The organism is Roseovarius sp., assembly GCF_018066915.1.
Taxonomy (GTDB): domain Bacteria; phylum Pseudomonadota; class Alphaproteobacteria; order Rhodobacterales; family Rhodobacteraceae; genus Roseovarius.
This window is the reverse complement of sequence record NZ_JAGPVV010000307.1, coordinates 1-20,778: the sequence shown is the minus strand read 5'-3', so window position 1 is coordinate 20,778 and position 20,778 is coordinate 1. Positions and strand designations below refer to the sequence as shown.

At 62.7% G+C, this 20,778-nt stretch carries 21 protein-coding genes and 1 tRNA gene; 13 read left to right on the top strand and 9 right to left on the bottom strand.

All coding sequences use genetic code 11. The features are described from left to right. The coding region (locus KBT70_RS17380) for an ATP-binding cassette domain-containing protein (RefSeq protein ID WP_296637150.1) at positions 1-402 on the bottom strand (402 nt) is incomplete at its 3' end. A 27-nt stretch (positions 403-429) separates the two neighbouring features. Further along, positions 430-2,376, bottom strand: coding sequence for an AMP-binding protein (locus tag KBT70_RS17375; protein WP_296637152.1), 1,947 nt, complete (start codon positions 2,374-2,376; stop codon positions 430-432). A gap of 229 nt (positions 2,377-2,605) precedes the next feature. Between KBT70_RS17375 and KBT70_RS17370 the strand changes: the two genes are divergently transcribed. After that, positions 2,606-4,513 carry a PAS-domain containing protein gene (locus tag KBT70_RS17370; RefSeq protein WP_296637127.1) on the top strand — a complete coding sequence of 636 codons (1,908 nt, stop codon included), beginning with the start codon at positions 2,606-2,608 and terminating at the stop codon, positions 4,511-4,513. Then, positions 4,510-5,211 (top strand): response regulator transcription factor, encoded by a 702-nt coding sequence (locus tag KBT70_RS17365; RefSeq protein ID WP_296637125.1) that lies wholly within the window; start codon positions 4,510-4,512, stop codon positions 5,209-5,211. The genes KBT70_RS17370 and KBT70_RS17365 overlap by 4 nt, the downstream gene beginning before the upstream one ends. On the opposite strand, the gene KBT70_RS17360 is transcribed toward KBT70_RS17365, so the two are convergent. Beyond that, positions 5,208-6,080: a LysR family transcriptional regulator gene (locus KBT70_RS17360; RefSeq protein ID WP_296637123.1), complete on the bottom strand. Its 873-nt coding sequence runs from the start codon at positions 6,078-6,080 to the stop codon at positions 5,208-5,210. The two genes, KBT70_RS17365 and KBT70_RS17360, sit on opposite strands and share 4 nt — an antisense overlap. A 96-nt stretch (positions 6,081-6,176) precedes the next feature. On the opposite strand from KBT70_RS17360, the gene KBT70_RS17355 reads away from it, so the two are divergent. Further along, positions 6,177-6,458, top strand: a complete 282-nt coding sequence (locus KBT70_RS17355; protein WP_296637121.1) for a DUF1330 domain-containing protein — start codon at positions 6,177-6,179, stop codon at positions 6,456-6,458. Between the two features lie 143 nt (positions 6,459-6,601). Here KBT70_RS17355 and KBT70_RS17350 read toward each other — a convergent pair whose 3' ends face one another. The 4 genes from KBT70_RS17350 to KBT70_RS17335 form a co-directional block, all read right to left on the bottom strand. Continuing rightward, positions 6,602-7,255 (bottom strand): alternative oxidase, encoded by a 654-nt coding sequence (locus KBT70_RS17350; RefSeq protein ID WP_296637119.1) that lies wholly within the window; start codon positions 7,253-7,255, stop codon positions 6,602-6,604. Between the two features lie 90 nt (positions 7,256-7,345). After that, positions 7,346-7,651 carry a 4Fe-4S dicluster domain-containing protein gene (locus KBT70_RS17345; protein WP_296637117.1) on the bottom strand — a complete coding sequence of 102 codons (306 nt, stop codon included), beginning with the start codon at positions 7,649-7,651 and terminating at the stop codon, positions 7,346-7,348. Between the two features lie 157 nt (positions 7,652-7,808). Continuing rightward, positions 7,809-9,011 carry a hydantoinase/carbamoylase family amidase gene (locus tag KBT70_RS17340; protein WP_296637114.1) on the bottom strand — a complete coding sequence of 401 codons (1,203 nt, stop codon included), beginning with the start codon at positions 9,009-9,011 and terminating at the stop codon, positions 7,809-7,811. Positions 9,012-9,102: 91 nt separating this feature from the next. Then, positions 9,103-9,177: transfer RNA gene (locus KBT70_RS17335), tRNA-Thr, on the bottom strand. Between the two features lie 86 nt (positions 9,178-9,263). Here KBT70_RS17335 and KBT70_RS17330 point away from each other — a divergent pair. From KBT70_RS17330 to KBT70_RS17285, 10 genes are all read left to right on the top strand, one after another. Next, positions 9,264-9,431 (top strand): hypothetical protein, encoded by a 168-nt coding sequence (locus KBT70_RS17330; RefSeq protein ID WP_296637112.1) that lies wholly within the window; start codon positions 9,264-9,266, stop codon positions 9,429-9,431. 5 nt (positions 9,432-9,436) lie between these two features. After that, positions 9,437-10,705: a UDP-N-acetylglucosamine 1-carboxyvinyltransferase gene (gene murA, locus KBT70_RS17325; RefSeq protein ID WP_296637109.1), complete on the top strand. Its 1,269-nt coding sequence runs from the start codon at positions 9,437-9,439 to the stop codon at positions 10,703-10,705. Next, positions 10,702-11,172: a DUF2948 family protein gene (locus KBT70_RS17320; RefSeq protein WP_296637106.1), complete on the top strand. Its 471-nt coding sequence runs from the start codon at positions 10,702-10,704 to the stop codon at positions 11,170-11,172. The genes murA and KBT70_RS17320 overlap by 4 nt, the downstream gene beginning before the upstream one ends. A 103-nt stretch (positions 11,173-11,275) precedes the next feature. Then, positions 11,276-12,577 carry a histidinol dehydrogenase gene (gene hisD, locus KBT70_RS17315; RefSeq protein WP_296637104.1) on the top strand — a complete coding sequence of 434 codons (1,302 nt, stop codon included), beginning with the start codon at positions 11,276-11,278 and terminating at the stop codon, positions 12,575-12,577. 133 nt (positions 12,578-12,710) lie between these two features. Further along, positions 12,711-13,757, top strand: a complete 1,047-nt coding sequence (locus KBT70_RS17310) for a rod shape-determining protein (RefSeq protein WP_037275078.1) — start codon at positions 12,711-12,713, stop codon at positions 13,755-13,757. 31 nt (positions 13,758-13,788) lie between these two features. Next, a complete protein-coding gene (gene mreC / locus KBT70_RS17305; protein ID WP_296637103.1) occupies positions 13,789-14,718 on the top strand; it encodes a rod shape-determining protein MreC in 930 nt (309 codons plus the stop codon). Beyond that, positions 14,711-15,250: a rod shape-determining protein MreD gene (locus KBT70_RS17300; RefSeq protein WP_296637101.1), complete on the top strand. Its 540-nt coding sequence runs from the start codon at positions 14,711-14,713 to the stop codon at positions 15,248-15,250. The genes mreC and KBT70_RS17300 overlap by 8 nt, the downstream gene beginning before the upstream one ends. After that, complete coding sequence (gene mrdA / locus KBT70_RS17295; protein WP_296637098.1) at positions 15,247-17,190, top strand: penicillin-binding protein 2; 1,944 nt, start codon at positions 15,247-15,249, stop codon at positions 17,188-17,190. The genes KBT70_RS17300 and mrdA overlap by 4 nt, the downstream gene beginning before the upstream one ends. After that, positions 17,187-18,326 carry a rod shape-determining protein RodA gene (gene rodA, locus KBT70_RS17290; RefSeq protein WP_296637096.1) on the top strand — a complete coding sequence of 380 codons (1,140 nt, stop codon included), beginning with the start codon at positions 17,187-17,189 and terminating at the stop codon, positions 18,324-18,326. Before mrdA ends, rodA begins: the two co-directional genes overlap by 4 nt. Positions 18,327-18,331: 5 nt before the next feature. Further along, the gene (locus KBT70_RS17285; RefSeq protein WP_296637094.1) at positions 18,332-19,264 is read left to right on the top strand and encodes a glyoxylate/hydroxypyruvate reductase A; all 933 of its coding nucleotides are present in this window, start codon (positions 18,332-18,334) and stop codon (positions 19,262-19,264) included. Between the two features lie 10 nt (positions 19,265-19,274). On the opposite strand, the gene KBT70_RS17280 is transcribed toward KBT70_RS17285, so the two are convergent. Both KBT70_RS17280 and KBT70_RS17275 read right to left on the bottom strand, forming a co-directional pair. Continuing rightward, positions 19,275-20,060 carry an SseB family protein gene (locus KBT70_RS17280; RefSeq protein ID WP_296637092.1) on the bottom strand — a complete coding sequence of 262 codons (786 nt, stop codon included), beginning with the start codon at positions 20,058-20,060 and terminating at the stop codon, positions 19,275-19,277. Beyond that, entirely contained in the window at positions 20,053-20,640 is a 588-nt protein-coding gene (locus KBT70_RS17275) for a uracil-DNA glycosylase family protein (RefSeq protein ID WP_296637090.1), read from the bottom strand. Before KBT70_RS17275 ends, KBT70_RS17280 begins: the two co-directional genes overlap by 8 nt. Positions 20,641-20,778: the final 138 nt, after the last annotated feature.

Below are 20,778 nucleotides of genomic sequence, written 5' to 3'. Positions count from 1 at the left end.
CCAGATCGCTTGCGCAAATAGCCCCGCCTTCATCTGCCGCATGCGGCCCGTCATCACGTTGTCGAGCACGGTCATGCCTTCAAAGAGCGCGATGTTCTGGAATGTGCGCGCAATACCCTGCTGCGCCACCTGATAGGGCTTCATCGGCGGGCGCCGCGTGCCCTGATACCAGACCTCGCCTTCTTGCGGATGGTAAAAGCCGCTGATCACGTTGAGCATCGAGGATTTACCCGCCCCATTCGGCCCGATGATGGCGCGGATTTCGCCCTGACGGATGTCAAAGCTGATGTCCTTGATCGCCACCACGCCGCCGAACCGCAGGGTGATGTTCTTCATCTCCATCACCACGCCGCCGATCTTGCGGCCGTCCTCGGTGGTATAGCCTTCGCTTGCGTCAAGCATCACAGCCCCCTTCTTGTCCCGGCCCACTCATTCCGCCGCGACCTTATGCGCCGCCGCAACCGGCGCGACCTTGGCATCGACGATCTTGAGCGTCGCGCTGATCGCCCCCTTGCGGCCATCCTCATAGGTTACTTCGGTGGTGGTGTAGATTTCGGGCGATCCGTCGTAGAGCGCGGTTAAAAGATCGTCGAATTTCTCGGAAATCACACCGCGCCGCACCTTGCGGGTGCGGGTCATCTCGCCATCGTCAGCATCAAGTTCCTTGTGTAGCACAAGGAAGCGATGCACCTGACAATGCGAGAGCATCGGATCATCCGCAAGGCTGCGGTTGACCTCTTCCACATGGCCCTTGATCGTCTCGAGCACCTTAGGATGTCCGGCCAGTTCCTGATACGAGGCATAGCCGATATTGTTGCGCTCGGCCCAGTTGCCCACCGCCGTCAGGTCAATATTGATGAAGGCGGTGCAGGCGTTGCGCCCGTTGCCAAAGACGACCGCCTCGAGAATATTGGGATAGAATTTGAGCTTGTTTTCCACATATTTGGGCGCGAACATCCGGCCATCGGCCATTTTGCCCACGTCCTTGGCGCGGTCGATGATCCGCAGATGCCCGCTGCCCTCTTCGAAAAAGCCCGCATCGCCGGTGGCAACCCAACCCTCGGGATCTTTGGTCGAGGCCGTGCTTTCGGGGTTCTTGTAGTAATATTCGAAGGTGCCGGCCGAGCGATAGAACACCTCGCCGGTCTCGCTGATGCGGATTTCCACACCGGGAGCGGGCACGCCCACGGTATCCGAGCGGACCTCGCCATCGGGTTGCAGGGTAATGAACACCGAGGCCTCGGTCTGGCCGTAGAGTTGCTTGAGGTTGATGCCGAGCGAGCGGTAGAAATCAAAGATTTCCGGCCCGATGGCCTCGCCCGCCGTATAGCCCACCCGCACCCGGCCAAGACCCAGCGTATCCTTGAGCGGACCGTAGATGAAGAGATTGCCAAGCGCATATTTCAGCTTGTCCATCCCGCTTACGGCCTTGCCATCGAGGATTGCGGGGCCAACGCGGCGGGCATGCGCCATGAAGTGGTCAAAGAGCCATTTCTTGACCCGGCCTGCATCCTCCATTCGGATCATCACGTTGGTCAATTGCGTCTCGAACACGCGCGGCGGGGCAAAGAAATAGGTGGGCCCGATTTCACGCAGGTCGGTCTGCATGGTCTCGGGGCTTTCAGGGCAGTTGACGCAAAAGCCGCTCCAATAGGCCTGCCCGATGGAAAAGATGAAATCGCCGACCCAAGCCATTGGCAGATAGGCCAGCACCTCTTCATCCTTGGTCAGGCGGTCAAACTCTGACGAGGATTTCGACGCCTCGATGATGTTGCGATTGCTCAGGACCACACCCTTGGGCTTGCCTGTGGTGCCAGAGGTGTAGAGCATGACGCAAACGCTGTCATAGGTCAGCCGCCCGCGCCGCGCCTTGAGATCCTCGATCCATTCGTAATAGGCGGCGCGGCCCTGTTCCTGAATGTCGATGAAGCGGTGCAGCTTGTGGTGGTCGTATTTGCGCAAGCCCCGCGGATCAACGTAGATGATATGCTCAAGCTGATGCAGACCTTCCTGCACCTCGATGAGTTTGTCGACCTGCTCCTGATCCTGAACGATGGCAAAGCGCGCGCCGCAATGCTCCATCACATAGGCCATCTCGGGGGCAGCGGCATCCTGATAGAGAGGCACGGGGATCGCGCCGACCGACTGCGCGGCGACCATGGACCAGTAGAAATGCGGCCGGTTGCGCCCGATCACGGCGACAAAGTCACCCTCGTTCACACCCAGATTGATGAGGCCAAGCGCAAGCGCTTCGATCTCTTTTTCCGCCTCGGCCCAGGTCCAGCATTGCCAAATGCCATATTCCTTTTCGCGATAGGCCGGTCTGTCGGCAAATCGCGCGGCGTTACGTTGCAAGAGCGCCGGAACGGAATCCATCCCGTCCGTCGCCTGTGACGGCTGTGCCAAGTTTTATCCTCCCTTTGCCCGCCTGCGCGAACATCCGACCGCCTAGGGGCGATTCTTATTCCCCTAGAGGGTGCGAGAATCACACTCGTCGTCAACTTTTTCCTGAACATTTCGCAATCCTTACGAATTGTAACAGCGCCACGATTGGCCTTTGCGGACCGGTTTTCCAGTGTTAGCCAAGACGCGGGAGGAGACCGCAATGGGCACAAGCCGCGCCGATCACGACGCCATGACCATGGCCGGGCTGAACCTCATTCAGCAGGCGCTGACGATCTATGACCGCGATTTGCGGCTGGCGGTGTGCAATCGGCGGTTTCAGGAAATGTTCGCCCTGCCAGACGTGCTCGTGACGCCCGGTGCCGATTTCGCGGATACGATCCGCTATCTGGCCACGCGCGGCGATTACGGTGATGTGGGCGATGTCGAGGATTTCGTGGCCACCCGCGTCGAGATCGCCCGCGCCTTCGAGCCGCATTACATGGAACGCACCCGCGCCAATGGCCGCATCATCAGTGTCGAAGGCACGCCGCTGCCGCAGGGGGGGTGGGTCACGGTCTATACCGACATCACCCGCACCAAGCGACAAGAGGCGCTGTTGCGCGCGCGCTCGGAAGAGTTGTCCGATCAGTTGGTCGGCTATTCCGAAGAGCTGTCGGCCACCAACCGGCAATTGGAGGCCACCATCACGGCCCTGGAAGAGGCCAAGCGCCAGATTTCCGAGGCCGAGGCCCGCACCCGCATGACCGCCGAGATGATGCCCGCCCATATCGCGCATGTCGGCCCCGACCACTGTTACACCTATTCCAACCGGCGGCTGACCTCGGTCATGCCCGGATCACGCGCAGATCTGATCGGGGTGCATGCGGCCGAAGTCCTGGGACCACAGACATGGTCTGTGATCGGCCCGGAACTCGACAAGGCCTATTCCGGACAGGCTTCGGTCTTTGAATTCACCCACGAGCCCAGTTCGCGGCGCATCCGGGTGGCGCTAACCCCGGATCACACCAGTGGCGGGGTCTATATCCTGTCGATGGACATCACCGAAGAAAGCCAGACCCGCGCGGCCCTGCAACAGACACGGCGGCGGGAAATGGCGGCGCAACTGACCTCGGGGCTTGCGCATGACTTCTCGAACCTCCTGACGATCATTCTTGGGATGCAATCGCGCCTTGGCCGCATGGGCCTGAAACCCGAAGCGCAGGAGTTGATCAATGCCACGCTTGCGGCCGCACGGCGGGGTGGCGGCCTGCTCAACCGCATCGCCGACATGACCGGCCCGCGCGAGCATGAGCCGGTGCCCACGGATCTGGCCACCTTTCTTGATGATCTCGACACGCTCGCCCGCTCGACCCTGCCCACGGGCATCACCCTGAGGATCGTCTGCGAGGGTCTTGCCGACCGTTATCTGCTCGATCCCGGAATGTTGCAGGATTCGCTGCTCAATCTGGTGCTGAACGCCCGCGACGCCTGTGCGGGCAGCGGCACGATCACCCTCACGGCCCAGCCAGTGCAGGATACCTGGCTCGAGATTGCCGTTGATGACACGGGACCTGGATTTAGCCCAGAGGCGCTCAAACACGCGCTCGATCCGTTCTTCACCACCAAGGGCGGCGAAGGATCGGGGCTTGGCCTGCCCATGGTCTATGACATGACCAAACTGGCGGGGGGGCGTATCCTCATCGGCAATACCGACACAGGCGGGCGCGTGGCGCTGCGCCTGCCGCTGCGGCGCGCGGCGGCGGCGCGGCCTCCGGGCCTTGTTCTTTTGGTCGAGGACAGCCCCGATCTGCGCTCGACCCTGCGCGACATGCTGCGCGGTGCGGGCCATAGCGTGATCGAGGCCGCAAGCGTGGATGAGGCCGCCGCATTGATCGCCGATCTGCCGGAAATCTCTGCCGTTCTTTCGGACATCGTACTTGAGGGCAACCGCACTGGGATTGATCTGGCGCGGCTGCCCCGACGCGGCGATTGCGCGCTTGTGCTGATGACCTCGCTGCCCCCCGATGACCCGCTGCACCGACAGGCGGCAGAGCTTGCCCCTGTGCTGCGCAAGCCCTTTTCCGCCGCGCAGCTTGACGCGGCCCTCAACACCGGAGCGCAGCCATGACAGCGCCGCTTGTGGCCATTCTCGACGACGAACCCGCGATCCGCTCGATGCTGGCGCAGGCCCTGACCGAGGCGGGGTTTCGCACCATGGCCTTTGGCCGTGCGACAGAATTCGAGGCCGCCTTGCGCAGCACAACGCCCGACGTCTGCCTCGTCGATTTGTCGCTGCCGGATCGGGACGGGCTCAGCCTTGTGCATCGCCTGGCCCTCGAACAGGGGGCGACGGTCATCATCATTTCAGGGCGCGCGCAGGTGCAGGACCGGGTGACGGGGCTGGAACTCGGGGCGGATGATTACATCATCAAACCCTTCGATCCCGCCGAGGTGGTGGCCCGCGTGCGCGCCCGCCTGCGCCGGGGCACGCCCAGCACCCAAACCGGCGAGGTGGCGCGATTCAACGGCTGGGTCGCGCACTTCGACCGCTACATGCTCGAGGATGAGAGCGGGGCGGAAACGCCATTTTCCCATGCCGAGGGCGAAGTGCTGCGCCTCTTTCTCGAACGGCCCAAGCGGTTGATTTCGCGCCAGACGATGCAGGAGACGCTTGGCGGGGCAGCGGGCGAAAGCTTTGACCGCGCCATGGATGTGCGCATCTCGCGGCTGCGCACCAAGCTGCGCGAAGACCCCAAGAACCCGCGCCTGATCAAGACGATCTATGGCGCGGGGTATATTTTTCTGGGGGACGTAAGCTGGGGTTAGGCCAGAAATTTAGCGCCATGCTCGCAGAAATACACTTTGAGCAGGGCGCGAAACGCGCTCACCTTTGCGCCGGGCCAGACATCGGCATGCGCCACCACCCAGATCGGGGCATAGGGGCTTGGCTCCATCACCGGGACCTGCACAAGGCCGGGCGTGCCGCGCCCGATGAACATCGGCATTCGCACCACGCCAAGCCCGGCCTGCGCCGCGCCGGTCATCGCGATCATGTCGTCAAACCGCGCCCGTACAAAAGCGCGTGGGTTGCGGGCCAAGGCAACGGCGGGCACGCCCTTGGTCTGGCTATGGACGATCCAGCCGACGGGATCATCCGGGGCGGCGGCGATGCGGCGGGCGACCTCGGGGCTGGCAAAGGCGGCCGTGTGCTGATCGCTCAGTCGCAGGCCGATCAACGTATCACCAGGACTGTCACTGACCCGCACCGCAAGGTCAGCGCGGCGACGACCCAAGTCAACAAGGTCATTGGCGGCATTGACCGACAGCTCGACCTCGGGGTGCAGGGTGCAGAATTGGTCGATCACATGGATTAGGTGAAGGTTTAGCAAGATTTGCGGCGCGGTGATTACCAGCGGGCCGCGCAGAGTATGATCGCGACCTTGCACTTGACGCAGGAGGGCGTTCTGATGCTGCTCCATTTGCTCGCCGTGGCGCGCCGTCAAAAGGCCAAACTCGGTCGGGCGGTAGCCTTCGGTCAGACGCTCAAAGAGCTTTTGACCAAGTGCGGTTTCGGCCCGCGTGATCCGACGCGCAACGGTGGTATAATTCACCCCAAGCGTTTGCGCAGCGCGGGCAAGCGTGCCTTCCCGAACTACGGCGAGGACTGTTTTGATGTCTTCCCAGTCAAGCTCCATGACATGCGTAATCGCATGTCATGCATGCAAATACACGCGTTTTCGCATGTGGCCTTCTCGTTTATCTAGCTCTCACACCACACACGGAGACCTAGAATGATCTATGCCTATGCTGCTTTGACCATCACTAACCCCGATTCACTTGTCGCCTACCGCGAAAAGGCCGGTGCGGCGCTTGCCCGCTATGGCGGCAGCGTCGTCTCAGCCAGCAAGGACCTGAGCATCCTTGACGGCGCGCCAAGCCTGCCGGACATGGCGGCGATCCTGTCTTTTCCTGATCGCGACTCCGCGCTTGGCTGGATCAACGATCCAGACTTGGCGGATATCCATGCGCTGCGCCGAGGCGCAGGGAAATCGGATGTCATTCTATTGGGCTGATCTGGGTGCAAACTGACGCAGCCAGCCGGACTGGGCTCACTAGAGCATGTCGCGTTCACTTGAATTCACGTGACATGCTCTAACCTATTCATTTCGCATGCTCGAGAAGCTCAAAACCGGTTCCCACTTTTGAGCAACATGCTCTAGGGATGCCGCCCCTCCATGATCTGATTGGCAAAGCCGTGGTTGGTGTCGCGGTGGTGGGCCTCATCGGCACGCACGGCGATGACAACATCACGCAACCGCGCCTCTGCGGGCAGCTTCCAATAGTCGATGGCGATTTTCGGCGCGGGCACGTTTTCTTGCCGACCTGCGTCAATCTCGGCCAGATATTGCGTGTAACTGACCACAGCCTCTTCCTCGAGATAGCCCACGATCCGATGCGCGGTGCGCGGGGCCAAGAGATAGGTGAAGAAGAACACATTATAAAAAATCGCCTGCGCGATCATGATGAGCCAGCGTTCGCCGCGCGAGGGTTGCGCGATGTGGATGAAGGTCATCAGATGCATCCGCTCATTCTCGGCCTCGTCCAGCAACTCGCGAATCCACCCCTGATCCTCGCGGATATGGCGCACCGATTTGAGATGCTGCAAGAGCCCCCCCACCATGCCCGGCACGGCAGCCACGGTTTCCAAAACGACCGCGCGATGTCCGTAGCGCTTGGAGAAAAACGCATCGGCAAAGACCCGCATGAATTTCACGATCCGCAGCGCGATCCGGTCGTGAATATCGCGCGGGCTGTGGTGAACCTCGAGCGCCGCTGTCTCGTCGCTCTGAAATTGCCTCTCGGGTCTCATCTTTCACTCCATGGGTTGCTGAGTCTCAAATGGGGATGAAAGATGACTCTTGAATGCGACAAATCGTGCCGACTGCTCCAGTTCAGAGCTTCAGACAGCGCGTTGCTCTGGCAGATCGGACTTTTGCATGCGTTCCAGCCCGAGCCGGGTTTCCCGCGTCAACTCGATGGCTCCGCGGGTGCAGACATCCGCACAGAGCCCGCAACGCCCACAGGCCTCTAGCGCGGTCACGACCGGCAACCGCTCTTCATCAAGTGTGATGATCGCTTTGGGGCAAACCTCGACGCAATCCCCACAACCGGTGCACAGATCGGCCAGACGCCATTCCCTCACCGTCCCGGGGGGACGCGGCAGAACAGAATGGCCTTCGGAACTCGGCAGGGAACGATCTCTCATTTTGTACCACATGTCCGCCAGCCTCCTCCTTGCAGTCCGTCAAAAACCCCTCGACCTCGTCAAAATCAAAAAACAGGACGCGCGACTCGCCCATGATGCAGATCAATCCATTCTGCGGAAAATATTTGATCTGTCACGCGGCGGCGCGGCATGCGCCCTACCCTCCAAGCCGCGCCACCGCCCCGGCAAGCACCTCAAGGCCCGTGACCAGATCGCCCTCGTCGGTATCCTCGGCAAAGGCATGGCTGATCCCGTTGATCGAAGGAACAAAGAGCATCGCCGCCGGCATCAACCGCGCCACGTTGGTGGCATCATGGAGCGCGCCGGACTGCATCTCGCGCCAGCGGCCCGGCGCCACGGCCCCGGCACTCGCACAGAGCGCCGCGCGCAGGCGGGCGTCCATCGGCACCGGCTCCAGCCCCAGCATCTCGCCATAGCTGAGGTCGAGACCCGCCTCGCGTGCAACCTCCTCGGCGGTGTCGCGGATGATCGTCTCCATCCGGTACAAACGATCCGACACGCCATCCCGCCATTGCATCGAAAAGACCACGCGCCCCGGCACGATGGAATGTGCATCGGGATGAAGGGCGACATGACCGATGGTCCAGACCGTCGAGGGCGTCACCACGTTGCGAAACCGCTCGTTGATCAGGGAATTGAACCGCGCCAGCCCTTGAAACGCATCGCGGCGGCGGTGCATGGGGGTGGTGCCCGCGTGGTTCTGTTCGCCCTCAAAGGTGATCCGCATGTCACGGATGCCGACGATATCCGTCACCACCCCTACCGCCTCGCCCGCCTCGAAGAGCCACGGTCCCTGCTCGATATGCATTTCGAGAAACCCGGCAAAGCGGGACGGGTCGACGAAATCCCCGGCCATGGGCGCCATGACGCGCCGCGCCTCGGCAAAGCTGAGGCCGCTGCGGTCGGTTTGACGATCCGCCACCTCTAGCGCCAGATTGCCCGACCAAATGGCGCTGCCCGTGGTCACGCCAAACCGCCCCTCTTCATCCTGAAAGGACACGACCGACACCGGCGGCCCGCCCGCCTCGTGCGCTGCGCGGGCGATCTCGAGCCCGGCAATCACGCCAAGTGCACCGTCGAGCCAACCGCCCTCGGGCTGGCTGTCAGTGTGACTTCCAACCAAAAGCGATGGCCCCTCGGTCAGACCAAAGAGATTGCCCACAGGATCGAAATGCGGCCTGAGGCCCGCCGCCTCGATCTGAGCCGCCAGCCATTGCCGCGCCTCGACATCGGAGGGGCTAAAGGCCGGGCGCACCACGCCCTTGCCCACCCCGGCCGCACCAAAGCTGCGCAAATGGTGCAGATCCTTGAGAAATCGCTCGGGATTGACCCTGATCATCACCATCTCCTCGCCTGATGCACACAGCCTATCGGACCGGCGCGCGCCTGCAATGGTCTTGTTGTAGGATTGGACATGCAAGGGGAAGGACTGGTGCTGCTGGGGAGGATTGAACTCCCGACCTCGTCATTACCAATGACGCGCTCTACCACTGAGCTACAGCAGCACGTGTGGCGCGCTGATTAGACGCTAATCGCCGATGGCGCAAGGGGTAACTGGACGGTTTTTCGCACCTCCTGTAAGAGAGAGACCATGAGCAAAAAACAAACACCGGATAAAGCCGCGAAACAGGGCCCAAGCCGCGAGGACAGGCTGAAATCGGCGTTGAAGGCCAATCTCGCACGGCGTAAGGCGCAGGTGCGGGCGCGGGCGGATGAGGGATCAGACCCAAAGCGCACCGGTGAAAAGGATGAGGGATAGAGCAGATGGATTCGATCGTCGTCACGGGCAATGGCCCTCTCAAGGGGCAAATCCCAATCGCGGGGGCGAAGAACGCCTGCCTCACCCTCATGCCCGCCACGCTCTTGAGTGACGAGCCGCTGACCCTGACGAACGCGCCGCGCCTGTCGGACATCAAGACGATGACAACGCTCCTGCAATCGCTGGGGGCCGAGGTGGTGCAGATGCAGGGTGGTCAGGTGCTGGCGCTGTCATCGCACAGCCTGAACAACCACGTCGCCGACTATGACATCGTGCGCAAGATGCGGGCATCCATCCTCGTACTGGGGCCGATGCTGGCGCGGGACGGGCATGCGGTGGTGTCGCTGCCGGGCGGCTGCGCCATTGGCGCGCGGCCTGTGGACCTGCATTTGCGGGCGTTGGAGGCCATGGGCGCCGAACTCGACCTGCGCGAGGGCTATGTGCATGCCAAGGCCCCCGGCGGCCTCAAAGGGGGCACCTTCGAGTTTCCCATCGTGTCGGTCGGGGCCACGGAAAATGCGTTGATGGCGGCGACATTGGCCAAGGGCACAACCGTGCTCAAGAATGCCGCGCGCGAGCCTGAGATTGTCGATCTGGCCCAATGTCTGCGCCGCATGGGCGCGCAGATCGAAGGCGAAGGCACCAGCACGATCACCATTCAGGGCGTGGACCGGCTGGGCGGGGCCACACATCCCGTGGTGGTGGACCGGATCGAGCTAGGCACCTATATGCTGGCCCCGGCGATCTGTGGCGGCGAGGTGGAATGTCTTGGCGGGCGGCGCGACCTTGTGGGGGCCTTCTGTGACAAGCTGGAAGAGGCGGGCGTGAGCGTGACCGAAACGGACGCGGGCCTCAAGGTCAGCCGCAAGAATGGCAAAGTGCGCGCGGTCGATGTGGTGACAGAGCCCTTCCCCGGCTTTCCTACCGATCTGCAAGCGCAGATGATGGCGCTGATGTGCACCGCCGAAGGCACTTCGGTGCTGGAGGAACGTATCTTCGAAAACCGCTTCATGCATGCGCCGGAATTGATGCGGATGGGAGCCAAGATTGATGTTCACGGCGGCACCGCCACCGTGACCGGGGTCGATCACCTCAAGGGCGCGCCAGTCATGGCCACCGATCTGCGGGCCTCGGTCTCGCTCATCCTCGCGGGGCTGGCGGCAGAGGGCGAAACCATCGTCAACCGGGTCTATCACCTTGATCGCGGCTATGAGCGGGTCGAGGAAAAGCTGGGCAATGTCGGGGCCAAGATCGAAAGGATCAGCGGCAAATGACCGAAGACGCCAAATTCGAGGACGGTCGAGAAGCACCGCTCAACCTCGGCGCGATGGAGGCGGAAGATCTCAAGATCCTCTCGTCTCTGGCACAGGATGCGGTGTTTCCGATCACCGAAATGACGTGGCAACCGACCAAGCGCCGCTTTGGCCTGTTGCTCAACCGCTTTCGCTGGGAGGATCGCGGTCGGGAACGGCATGGGCCAGAACGGGTGCAATCGCTCTTGGTGGTCGACAACGTGCTGCGCGTGGCCAGCCAAGGCATCGACCGGAGCGACAAGGACACGATCCTGTCGCTACTTGCGATCACCTTCGAGCCGGGGACAGAGGGGGCGGGCCATCTGCTCTTGACGCTAGCGGGCGATGGCGCGCTGCGGCTCGAGATTGAGGCACTCGAAGTCACGCTCAAGGATGTGACACGGCCTTACCGCGCGCCCTCGGGCAAAGTGCCCCATCACGAGGGCTGATGCGGCCTGACTGTCGCCGGATATGAGTATTTGCACCATAAAGAATACCGGGGCTTGAGACAGGGGTCCCACCCCGCTATGTCCCCCGGCGAAAGGAACCGCCATGCCGATCACGCTTGACGCCACCGCGCCCGATTTCGAGACCCGCTTTACCGAGTTGTTGAGCGCCAAGCGCGAGGACAGCCCCGATGTGGACGATATCGTCGCGGGCATCATCGCCGATGTGCGGGCCCGTGGGGACGCAGCCGTGATCGCATTGACCGAGCGGTTTGACCGCCTCACGCTGACGCCGGAAACGCTGCGGTTTTCACCTCAGGAGATCGCCGCGCTGATCGCCGAGGTGCCCCCGGCGGAGCGTGCAGCACTGGAACTGGCGGCTGACCGCATCCGTTCCTATCACGCGCGTCAGATGCCTGAGGATGCAAGTTGGACCGAAGAGAGCGGCGCGATGCTGGGCTGGCGCTGGACGCCGGTGTCGGCGGCGGGGCTCTATGTACCCGGTGGTCTGGCCTCTTATCCCTCATCGGTGCTGATGAATGCCATTCCCGCCAAAGTGGCCGGGGTTGAGCGGTTGGCGATTGTCGTGCCGACCCCCGATGGCAAGGCGAACCCGCTGGTTCTCTTGGCGGCGGAAATCGCAGGCGTGGACGAAATTTACCGCATCGGCGGTGCGCAGGCGATTGCAGCGCTTGCCTATGGCACCGAAACAATTGCCCCGGTGGACAAGATCACCGGCCCCGGCAATGCCTTTGTCGCGGCCGCCAAACGCCGGGTGTTCGGCAAGGTCGGCATCGACATGATCGCAGGTCCCTCGGAAATCCTCGTGATCGCGGACGGGGGACAGAATCCCGACTGGATCGCGCTCGACATGCTGAGCCAGGCCGAACACGACGAAAGCGCGCAGGCCATCCTGATCACCAACGATGCGGGGCTTGCCGAGGCAGTCAGCGCCGCCATCGACCGCCACCTCGAAACGCTGGAGCGCCGCGCCATCGCGAGCGTCAGTTGGCGCGACTATGGCGCGATTATCCTTGTGCCGGATATGGCCACGGCGGCCGCGCTCTCGAACCGTATCGCGCCTGAACACTTGGAGCTGTGCGTGGACGATCCTGACGCCCTGTCCGCGCAGATCACCCATGCCGGGGCGATTTTCCTCGGGGCGTGGACGCCCGAGGCGATTGGCGATTACGTGGGGGGCCCCAACCACGTTTTGCCCACAGCGCGCTCGGCCCGGTTCTCGTCTGGGCTGTCGGTCATGGATTTCCTCAAGCGCACCACGCTGGCCCGGATGACGCCAGAAGCGCTGCGCGCCATTGGCCCCGCTGCCGAGACACTGGCCATCTCCGAGAGCCTTGAGGCGCATGGCCTCTCGGTGCGGGCAAGATTGGACCATCTCAACGGCTGAAACGGCGGTTTGACGCCTGTCAGCCGGAAACAGACCCTTTCGCACCTGCGGCACGCCCACTATAAGGACAGACGCCCCGCACCCCCGAGTCGCGGGGCTCATCATCATTTCGGGCGACAGGGCACAGGCGCATATGTCTATATTTGATAGGATTCCCAGTCTGTTTTCATCGGACATGGCGATTGACCTGGGCACGGCCAACACGCTTGTCTACGTCAAGGGGCGCGGTATCGTCCTGTCGGAGCCGTCGGTTGTGGCCTACCACATCAAGGACGGCGTCCGCAAAGTGCTGGCCGTGGGCGAAGATGCCAAGCTGATGCTGGGCCGCACGCCCGGCAGCATCGAGGCGATCCGGCCCATGCGCGAGGGCGTCATCGCCGATTTCGACACCGCCGAGGCGATGATCAAGCATTTCATCCGCAAGGTTCACAAACGCTCTACCTTCTCCAAGCCCAAGATCATCGTCTGCGTGCCGCATGGCGCGACACCTGTGGAAAAGCGCGCCATCCGGCAATCGGTGCTCTCTGCGGGCGCGCGTCGGGCAGGTTTGATCGCGGAACCCATTGCGGCGGCCATCGGGGCCGGCATGCCCATCACCGATCCCACCGGCAACATGGTGGTGGACATCGGCGGCGGCACGACTGAGGTGGCAGTGCTCAGCCTTGGCGATATCGTCTATGCGCGCTCGGTGCGTGTTGGTGGCGACCGGATGGATGAGGCGATCATCAACTACCTGCGTCGCCAGCAAAACCTGCTGGTGGGCGAATCCACCGCAGAGCGGATCAAGACCAGCATCGGCACGGCGCGCATGCCCGACGACGGGCGCGGCACCTCGATGCATGTGCGCGGGCGTGACCTGCTCAATGGCGTGCCCAAGGAAATCGAAATCAGTCAGGCGCAGATCGCTGAGGCGCTTGCAGAACCCGTGCAGCAGATCTGCGAGGCGGTCATGACCGCGCTCGAGGCCACGCCGCCCGATCTGGCGGCTGATATCGTGGACCGGGGCGTGATGCTGACTGGGGGCGGGGCGCTCTTGGGCGATCTCGATCTGGCGCTGCGCGAACAGACCGGGTTGGCCGTGTCCATCGCCGATGACAGTCTCAATTGTGTGGCCCTTGGCACCGGCAAGGCGCTCGAGTTTGAAAAGCAGTTGCGCCACGCGATTGACTACGACAGCTGAACCACCCACCTTTGCCTAGAAGGGGGACTCCGTGGCTAGGGACCGGGGACAAGGCGAAGATTACAGCGGCCCGCTGAAGCGCCTGCTTCTGGGGGTCCTGCTGTTGTGCCTGCTTGGCATCTTTCTGATCTGGCGGATCGACAGCCCGCGCGTCGAAAGGTTCCGCGCGCAGGTGGTGGACCGCGTCGTGCCCTCGTTTGACTGGGCCATGGCGCCGGTGACGGGGGCGGTCAACATCCTGCGCGATTTCCAGAGCTATCAGCGCATGTATCAGCAAAATCAGGACCTGCGCCGCGAATTGCAACAGATGAAGGCGTGGAAAGAGGCGGCGCTGCAACTCGAACAGGAAAACGCGCGGCTCTTGGATCTCAACAATGTGCAACTCGATCCGCGCCTGACCTATGTGACCGGCGTCGTCATGGCTGACAGCGGCTCGCCGTTTCGGCAATCGGTGCTGATCAACGTGGGCGCGCGCGATGGCATCATGGATGGCTGGGCGGCGATGGACGGTCTGGGGCTGGTTGGGCGAATTTCCGGTGTTGGTCGCAACACGGCGCGGGTGATCCTGCTGACCGACACCTCGAGCCGTATTCCCGTCACGATCCAGCCGTCGGGACAGCGCGCGTTGATCATCGGTGACAATTCCATCGCGCCGGTGGTCGATTTCGTCGAGGCCCCCGATCAGGTGCGCCCCGGCGACCGGGTGCTGACCTCGGGCGATGGCGGCGTGTTCCCTGCGGGGCTGTTGGTGGGTCAACTGGCCGAAGATCCCGGCGGACGGATGCGGGTGCGCATATCGGCCGATTATGAGCGGCTGGAGTTTTTGCGCGTGCTGCGCAGCTACGAGAACGAGCGCCTGACCGATCCCGGACAACTGATTGCGCCCGCTATCCTGCCCGGCAGCGAAAATCCCGAAAGTGCCCCCGATCAGGCCGAGGCAGCGGAGGCAGAGAATGGCTGACGCGCTGCTCCCCCGTGCCTGGATCATGCGTGCGCTCTACCTCGGGCTCTCTGTCACGCTGTTGTTCCTGCACCTTTTGCCGCTGGAACATCTGCCGCCGAAATGGGCAGGGCCCGATCTGGTGATGGCGCTGACTTTTGCTTGGGCGGTGCGTCGTCCGGACTATGTGCCGGTGCTCTTGGTGGCGCTCGTGGCGCTCTGGCTTGATCTCATGCTGCAGCGCCCGCCCGGTCTTTGGGCGGCGCTCATGGTGATCGGCACGCAGACCCTTCGCAACCGCGCGCCTTCGCTGCGCGACCTGACCTTTGCGGCGGAATGGGCTTCGGTGGCCAGCACCATGGTCGCGATCACGATTGCAAATCGCGTTGTGTTGGCAATCCTGATGGTGGATCAGGCGCCGCTTGGCCTGAGCCTCATGCAGCTTTTGTCCACATTGATCGCCTATCCTGCGGTTGCCATCGTGTCGCACGCCCTTTTGGGTGTGCGCAAACGCGCGCCCGGCGATCTTGACACCGCGGGGCTGCGCTCATGAGACGGCCCCCTCGCGATACCGCCGAGAGCCAACGCAGGATCACCCGGCGCGGGCTGGTTGTGGGCGGGCTGCAACTGGGCGTGATGGGGGCGCTCGCGCTCCGCATGCGCTATATGCAGCTTGAACAAGCCGACCAATTCCGCCTCTTGGCCGATGAAAACCGCATCAACGTGCAGCTTATCCCGCCCACGCGAGGCCGCATTTTCGACCGCGAGGGACGGATCATCGCCGAGAATGTGCCGAGCTACCGGATCACCATGATCCGCGAACAGGCCCGTGACGTGGACGAAGTGATCGCCCGGCTGGCACGGCTGGTCGAATTGGACCCCGGAGAACTGGAAAAGGCCCTTCGCGAACTCAAGGAACTGCGCGGCGATACGCCGGTGACAGTCGCCGATCGTGTCACATGGGAGGATATCAGCCGCGTCGCGGTCAACGCCCCTGCCCTGCCCGGTGTGCATCCCGAAGTCGGGCTCTCGCGCCGCTATCCGCTGCGCGGCGATCATGCGCATGTGGTGGGCTATGTCGGCACGGTCAGTGACCGCGATCTGGAGCGGGTCGACGCGCCAGAGCAGCTCTTGCGCCTGCCCCGTTTCCAGATCGGCAAAATCGGGCTTGAGGCGCAGCGCGAGAACCTCTTGCGCGGCTCGGCGGGCACACGGCGGGTCGAGGTTAACGCCGCCGGGCGGGTGATGCGTGAGCTGGACCGCCAAGAGGGGCAGCCGGGCGCGGATATCCAGTTGACCCTTGATAACGCGCTGCAAACCTATGCCAACGCCCGGCTCGATGGCGAGAGCGCGGCGGTGGTGATGATCGACTGCGAGAGCGGCGATATTCTGGTTTGTGCCTCGTCGCCCAGCTATGATCCCAATCTCTTTGTGCGCGGCATTTCAGTGGCGGACTATCGCGCCCTGCTTGATGATCCCTACCGCCCCCTGCCCAACAAGGCGGTGCAGGGCATCTATCCGCCGGGGTCCACCTTCAAGATGGTGACGGCGCTTGCGGCGCTCGAGGCGGGGGATGTCTCGCTTCAGGATACGGTCTATTGCCCCGGCCATCTGGAAATTAGCGGCCGCCGCTTTCACTGTTGGAAGCGCGGCGGTCATGGCAACATGGACCTCCACCTGTCCCTGCGCGAAAGTTGTGACGTCTATTATTACGAACTCGCCTTGCGGACAGGAATCGAGAACATCAGCGCGATGGCGGAACGTCTGGGCCTCGGGGTGCAGTTTGACCTGCCGATGACCAGCGTGGCCAAGGGGTTGGCCCCAACCCGTGAATGGAAAGTGGCCAATCGCGGCGCGCCTTGGGTCGTGGGCGATAGTGCCAATGCCTCGATCGGGCAGGGTTTTGTTTTGGCCTCACCGTTGCAACTCGCGGTGATGACGGCGCGTCTGGCCACCAGCCGAAGCGTGACGCCCCGGCTGATCAAATCCATCGACGGGGTCGAACAACCCTCGGGCCATGGCGAACCGATGGGCCTCAATGAGAACCTGCTACGCGAGGTGCGGCGCGCGATGTATGCCGTCACCAACAGCAATCGTGGCACCGCCTATCGCAGCCGCATCATCGAGGACGCCTTTCGCATGGCGGGCAAGACGGGCACCAGCCAGGTGCGCAACATTTCGACCGGCGAGCGCGCAACCGGTGTGCTCAGCAACAACGACCTGCCGCGTGAACAGCGCGATCACGCGCTTTTCGTCAGTTTTGCGCCTTATGATGCGCCGAAATACGCTGTGGCGGTGGTGGTTGAGCATGGTGGAGGCGGATCGACCGTCGCGGCACCGATTGCCCGCGACATCACGCTTCAGGCGCTCTATGGCGAGGACCCGCCGCTGGCCGCCTATCCCGAGGCTGACCGCCCCCGGATCAAGGCGCAGCAAGAAAAACTGCGCGCGGCCCGCTCTCGCCCCGAACCAGAGGACAGCGACCGCGCATGAGCTATCTGGAACAATCCATCAAGACCGCCCCCTCGGGCGCGCGCAAGATCCTCTACCTCAACTGGCCGCTTGTGCTCTTGCTCTGCACGGTCGCGGGGGTCGGGTTTCTCATGCTCTATTCCGTTGCGGGGGGAAACCTCGAGGTTTGGGCCGAGCCGCAGATGAAGCGCTTTGCGCTTGGGCTGGCGGTGATGCTGGTCGTGGCGATGGTGCCCATATGGTTCTGGCGCAATATGTCGCTGCTTGCCTATCTCATTTCCCTCGCCCTCTTGATCGCCGTGGCGCTTGTCGGGGTTGAGGGTAAGGGCGCGCAGCGGTGGATCGACCTAGGATTCATGCGGTTGCAACCCTCGGAACTGGTCAAGATCACGCTGGTGATGCTGCTGGCGGCCTATTACGACTGGTTGCCGATGTCGCGAGTGTCGCGGCCGATTTGGGTGCTCATTCCGGTGGGCCTGATCCTGACGCCGGTTGCCCTTGTGCTGCGTCAGCCTGATCTGGGCACTTCGATCCTCCTCTTGGCGGCAGGGGGCGTAGTGATGTTTGTCGCGGGGGTGCATTGGGCCTATTTCGCCACTGTCATCCTTGCGGTCGCAGCCCTTATCTTTGCGGTGTTCGAAAGCCGCGGAACCGATTGGCAACTCCTTGAAAATTATCAATATCGTCGGATCGACACGTTTCTCAATCCCGACAATGATCCGCTTGGCGCGGGCTATCACATCACCCAATCCAAGATCGCTCTTGGCTCTGGCGGCTGGACCGGGCGCGGGTTCATGCAGGGCACGCAATCGCGGCTCAACTTTCTGCCCGAGAAGCATACGGACTTCATCTTTGTGACGCTGGCCGAGGAATTCGGCTTTATCGGCGGGATCTCCATTCTGGGGATATATCTACTTATCCTCGTGTTTTGCGTCTCTGCAGCGTTCGGCAACAAGGATCGCTACTCTTCGTTGCTTATTCTGGGGGTGGCGATGACGTTTTTCCTGTTCTTCGCGGTCAATATGGCGATGGTCATGGGCCTCATGCCCGTGGTTGGCGTGCCGCTGCCGCTGGTCAGCTATGGCGGATCGGCGATGCTCGTGCTCATGGTGGGCTTTGGCCTTGTACAGAGCGCCCATATCCACAAACCAAGGTAGGACCCATGATACCAAACATCCTCTTTGCTGCTCGGCCCGAGCAGTGGGACATCTATGAAAAACCTTTGAAATCAGCCCTTTCCGAGGCGGGTGTCACGGCGAACCTTGCGCTTGATCTAGCCCCCGAAGAGGTCGATTACATGGTCTATGCCCCCAACAGCGCGGTGCAGGATTTTACCCCCTACACCCGCCTCAAGGCGGTGCTGAACCTCTGGGCCGGGGTTGAGAATATCGTTGGAAATCAAACGCTAAAGGTGCCCTTGGCGCGTATGGTCGATCATGGGCTGACGCAAGGGATGGTGGAATGGGTCACGGGCCATGTGCTGCGGCATCATCTGGGGATGGATGCGCATATCCTTGGGCAGGATGGCGTCTGGCGCAAGACGATCCCGCCTTTGGCGGAGGATCGCCCGGTGACGGTGCTGGGTTTGGGGGTGCTGGGACAGGCCTGCGCCAAGGCGCTTCGGGGCCTCGGATTTCCGGTCACGGGCTGGGGTCGCAGCGCGCGCACGGTGCCGGGGATTACCTGTCTCTCGGGCGATGAGGGGCTAAGGACGGCGTTGCAACGTGCTGAAATCCTTGTGCTTTTGCTGCCAAAGACCGCCGAGACCGAGAACCTGATGAATGCCGAGCGGCTGGCCATGCTGCCCAAGGGCGCGATGATCGTGAACCCCGGACGTGGGCCGCTGATTGACGATGACGCGCTTTTGGCTGCGCTCGATACAGGGCATGTTGGCCACGCGACGCTGGATGTGTTCCGGGTCGAGCCGTTGCCGCCGGCGCATCCCTATTGGGCGCATCCGCGCGTGACGGTGACGCCGCATATCGCGTCGGAAACGCGGCCCATCACGGCCGCTCGGGTGATCATCGAGAATGTGCGGCGCGGCGAGACGGGTGCGCCGTATTTGCATCTGGTGGATCGCGCCAAAGGTTATTGAAACGGGCTAACTATCTGAGAAGTGGCGGTTTATCCGGGTCCGAGCCGGGGGCCGCGCGGGCCGTTGGCCGGGGCGGTTCGGGCAGATCAAAGCGCAATCCGCACTGTGCCAGACGTGCTGCGACCGGGTCGGAGGCGGCAAAAAAGGCCACGTCGAGGGCTGCCGCCTCGAGCCCCGAAAAGATCAGCACCTCGGACACGGCGCGGGCCAAGGCGCTCTGCGCCCCGGGTGGAGCGCCGACAAAGCCCAGCAAATGCCCCTGCGCGCCGGTGTCATAGGTCACACGGGCGAGATAGGCGAGATCCGCGAGCCCCGCCATCGTGGCCAGCCGCGCATCGAGCGCCAAGAGCAGGTTTTCTGGCAAGCCTTTGGGCGCGCTTAGTTTTTCCGGTCTCGCCTCGATTTCTGAGGGGGCATCGGACAGGGTTTCGGCCAGCCAATCCACCGCCTCGGGCGGGAGCAGGATGGACGAGGGCGCAACCTCGAGATTGACGCCAAGGCCCACCCCCTGCCCCGCCAGCATGGTCGCGAGACTGCGCCCGCTGAGCGCCGCGTAGGGCACGATGCGGCCTGCGAATTGCGCCAAGCGGTCCTCTCGGTCGAATACGAGGACGAAGGAATGATCTGATAAATCAAACACTTCCGGGTCAAGCTGATCGCCAGACGCCTCGGATTTGAGCAAGAGGTAAAGCTCGCTTGCGGCCAAGGTTTCATAGAACCGCAGTCGGGCGGTCGCATCCTCGGGCGCGGCCTCCATCGCGGCATGGGTGGTGTCGAGCGGGGTCAGGTCAGTCATGGATAACCCTTTGAATTTGTGCGCGTAATTCTGGCAGAACCTCGGCCTCGAACCACGGATTTTTCCTGAGCCAAGCGGTATTGCGCCACGAGGGATGCGGCAAGGTGAAAATCCGCGGTGCATGGTCGCGCCATGCGCGGACGGTATCGGTGACGCCGGTCTTGACGCCCAAGTGATATTTATGGGCATAGCCGCCGACGAGCACGGTTAAGTCCACCTTATCAAGGGCTTGCATGACGCGGGCGTGCCATGTGCGGCCACAGATGCGGGGCGGCGGCAGGTCTGATCCCTTGGCATCGTAACCGGGAAAGCAAAAGGCCATCGGCACAATCGCCACACGGGATTTATCGTAGAATTCACAATTACTTAGCCCCAGCCAGTCGCGCAAGCGGTCCCCTGAAGGATCATCAAACGGCTTGCCTGAGTGATGCACCCGCAGGCCCGGTGCCTGCCCGGCGATAAGCAGGCGGGCGGAGGGGCTGAACCATGCCACCGGACGGGGGGCGTGCGCGGTGTGGGTGGCCGCGAACCGCTCCGCGCAGAGGCGGCAGGCGCGGATTTCAGACGCGAGGCCGGACATTACAAACCTTACGTTTTGTAAGGGGATTTTGTAAGGTCCGGGGTCATGTGAGGATCACCCCCGCCGCCGCCATCCCCACCTCTGCCGCCGCAAGCGATCCGTCAAGGTCGATGCCCCGCGCCAAATCGCGCCGGATGG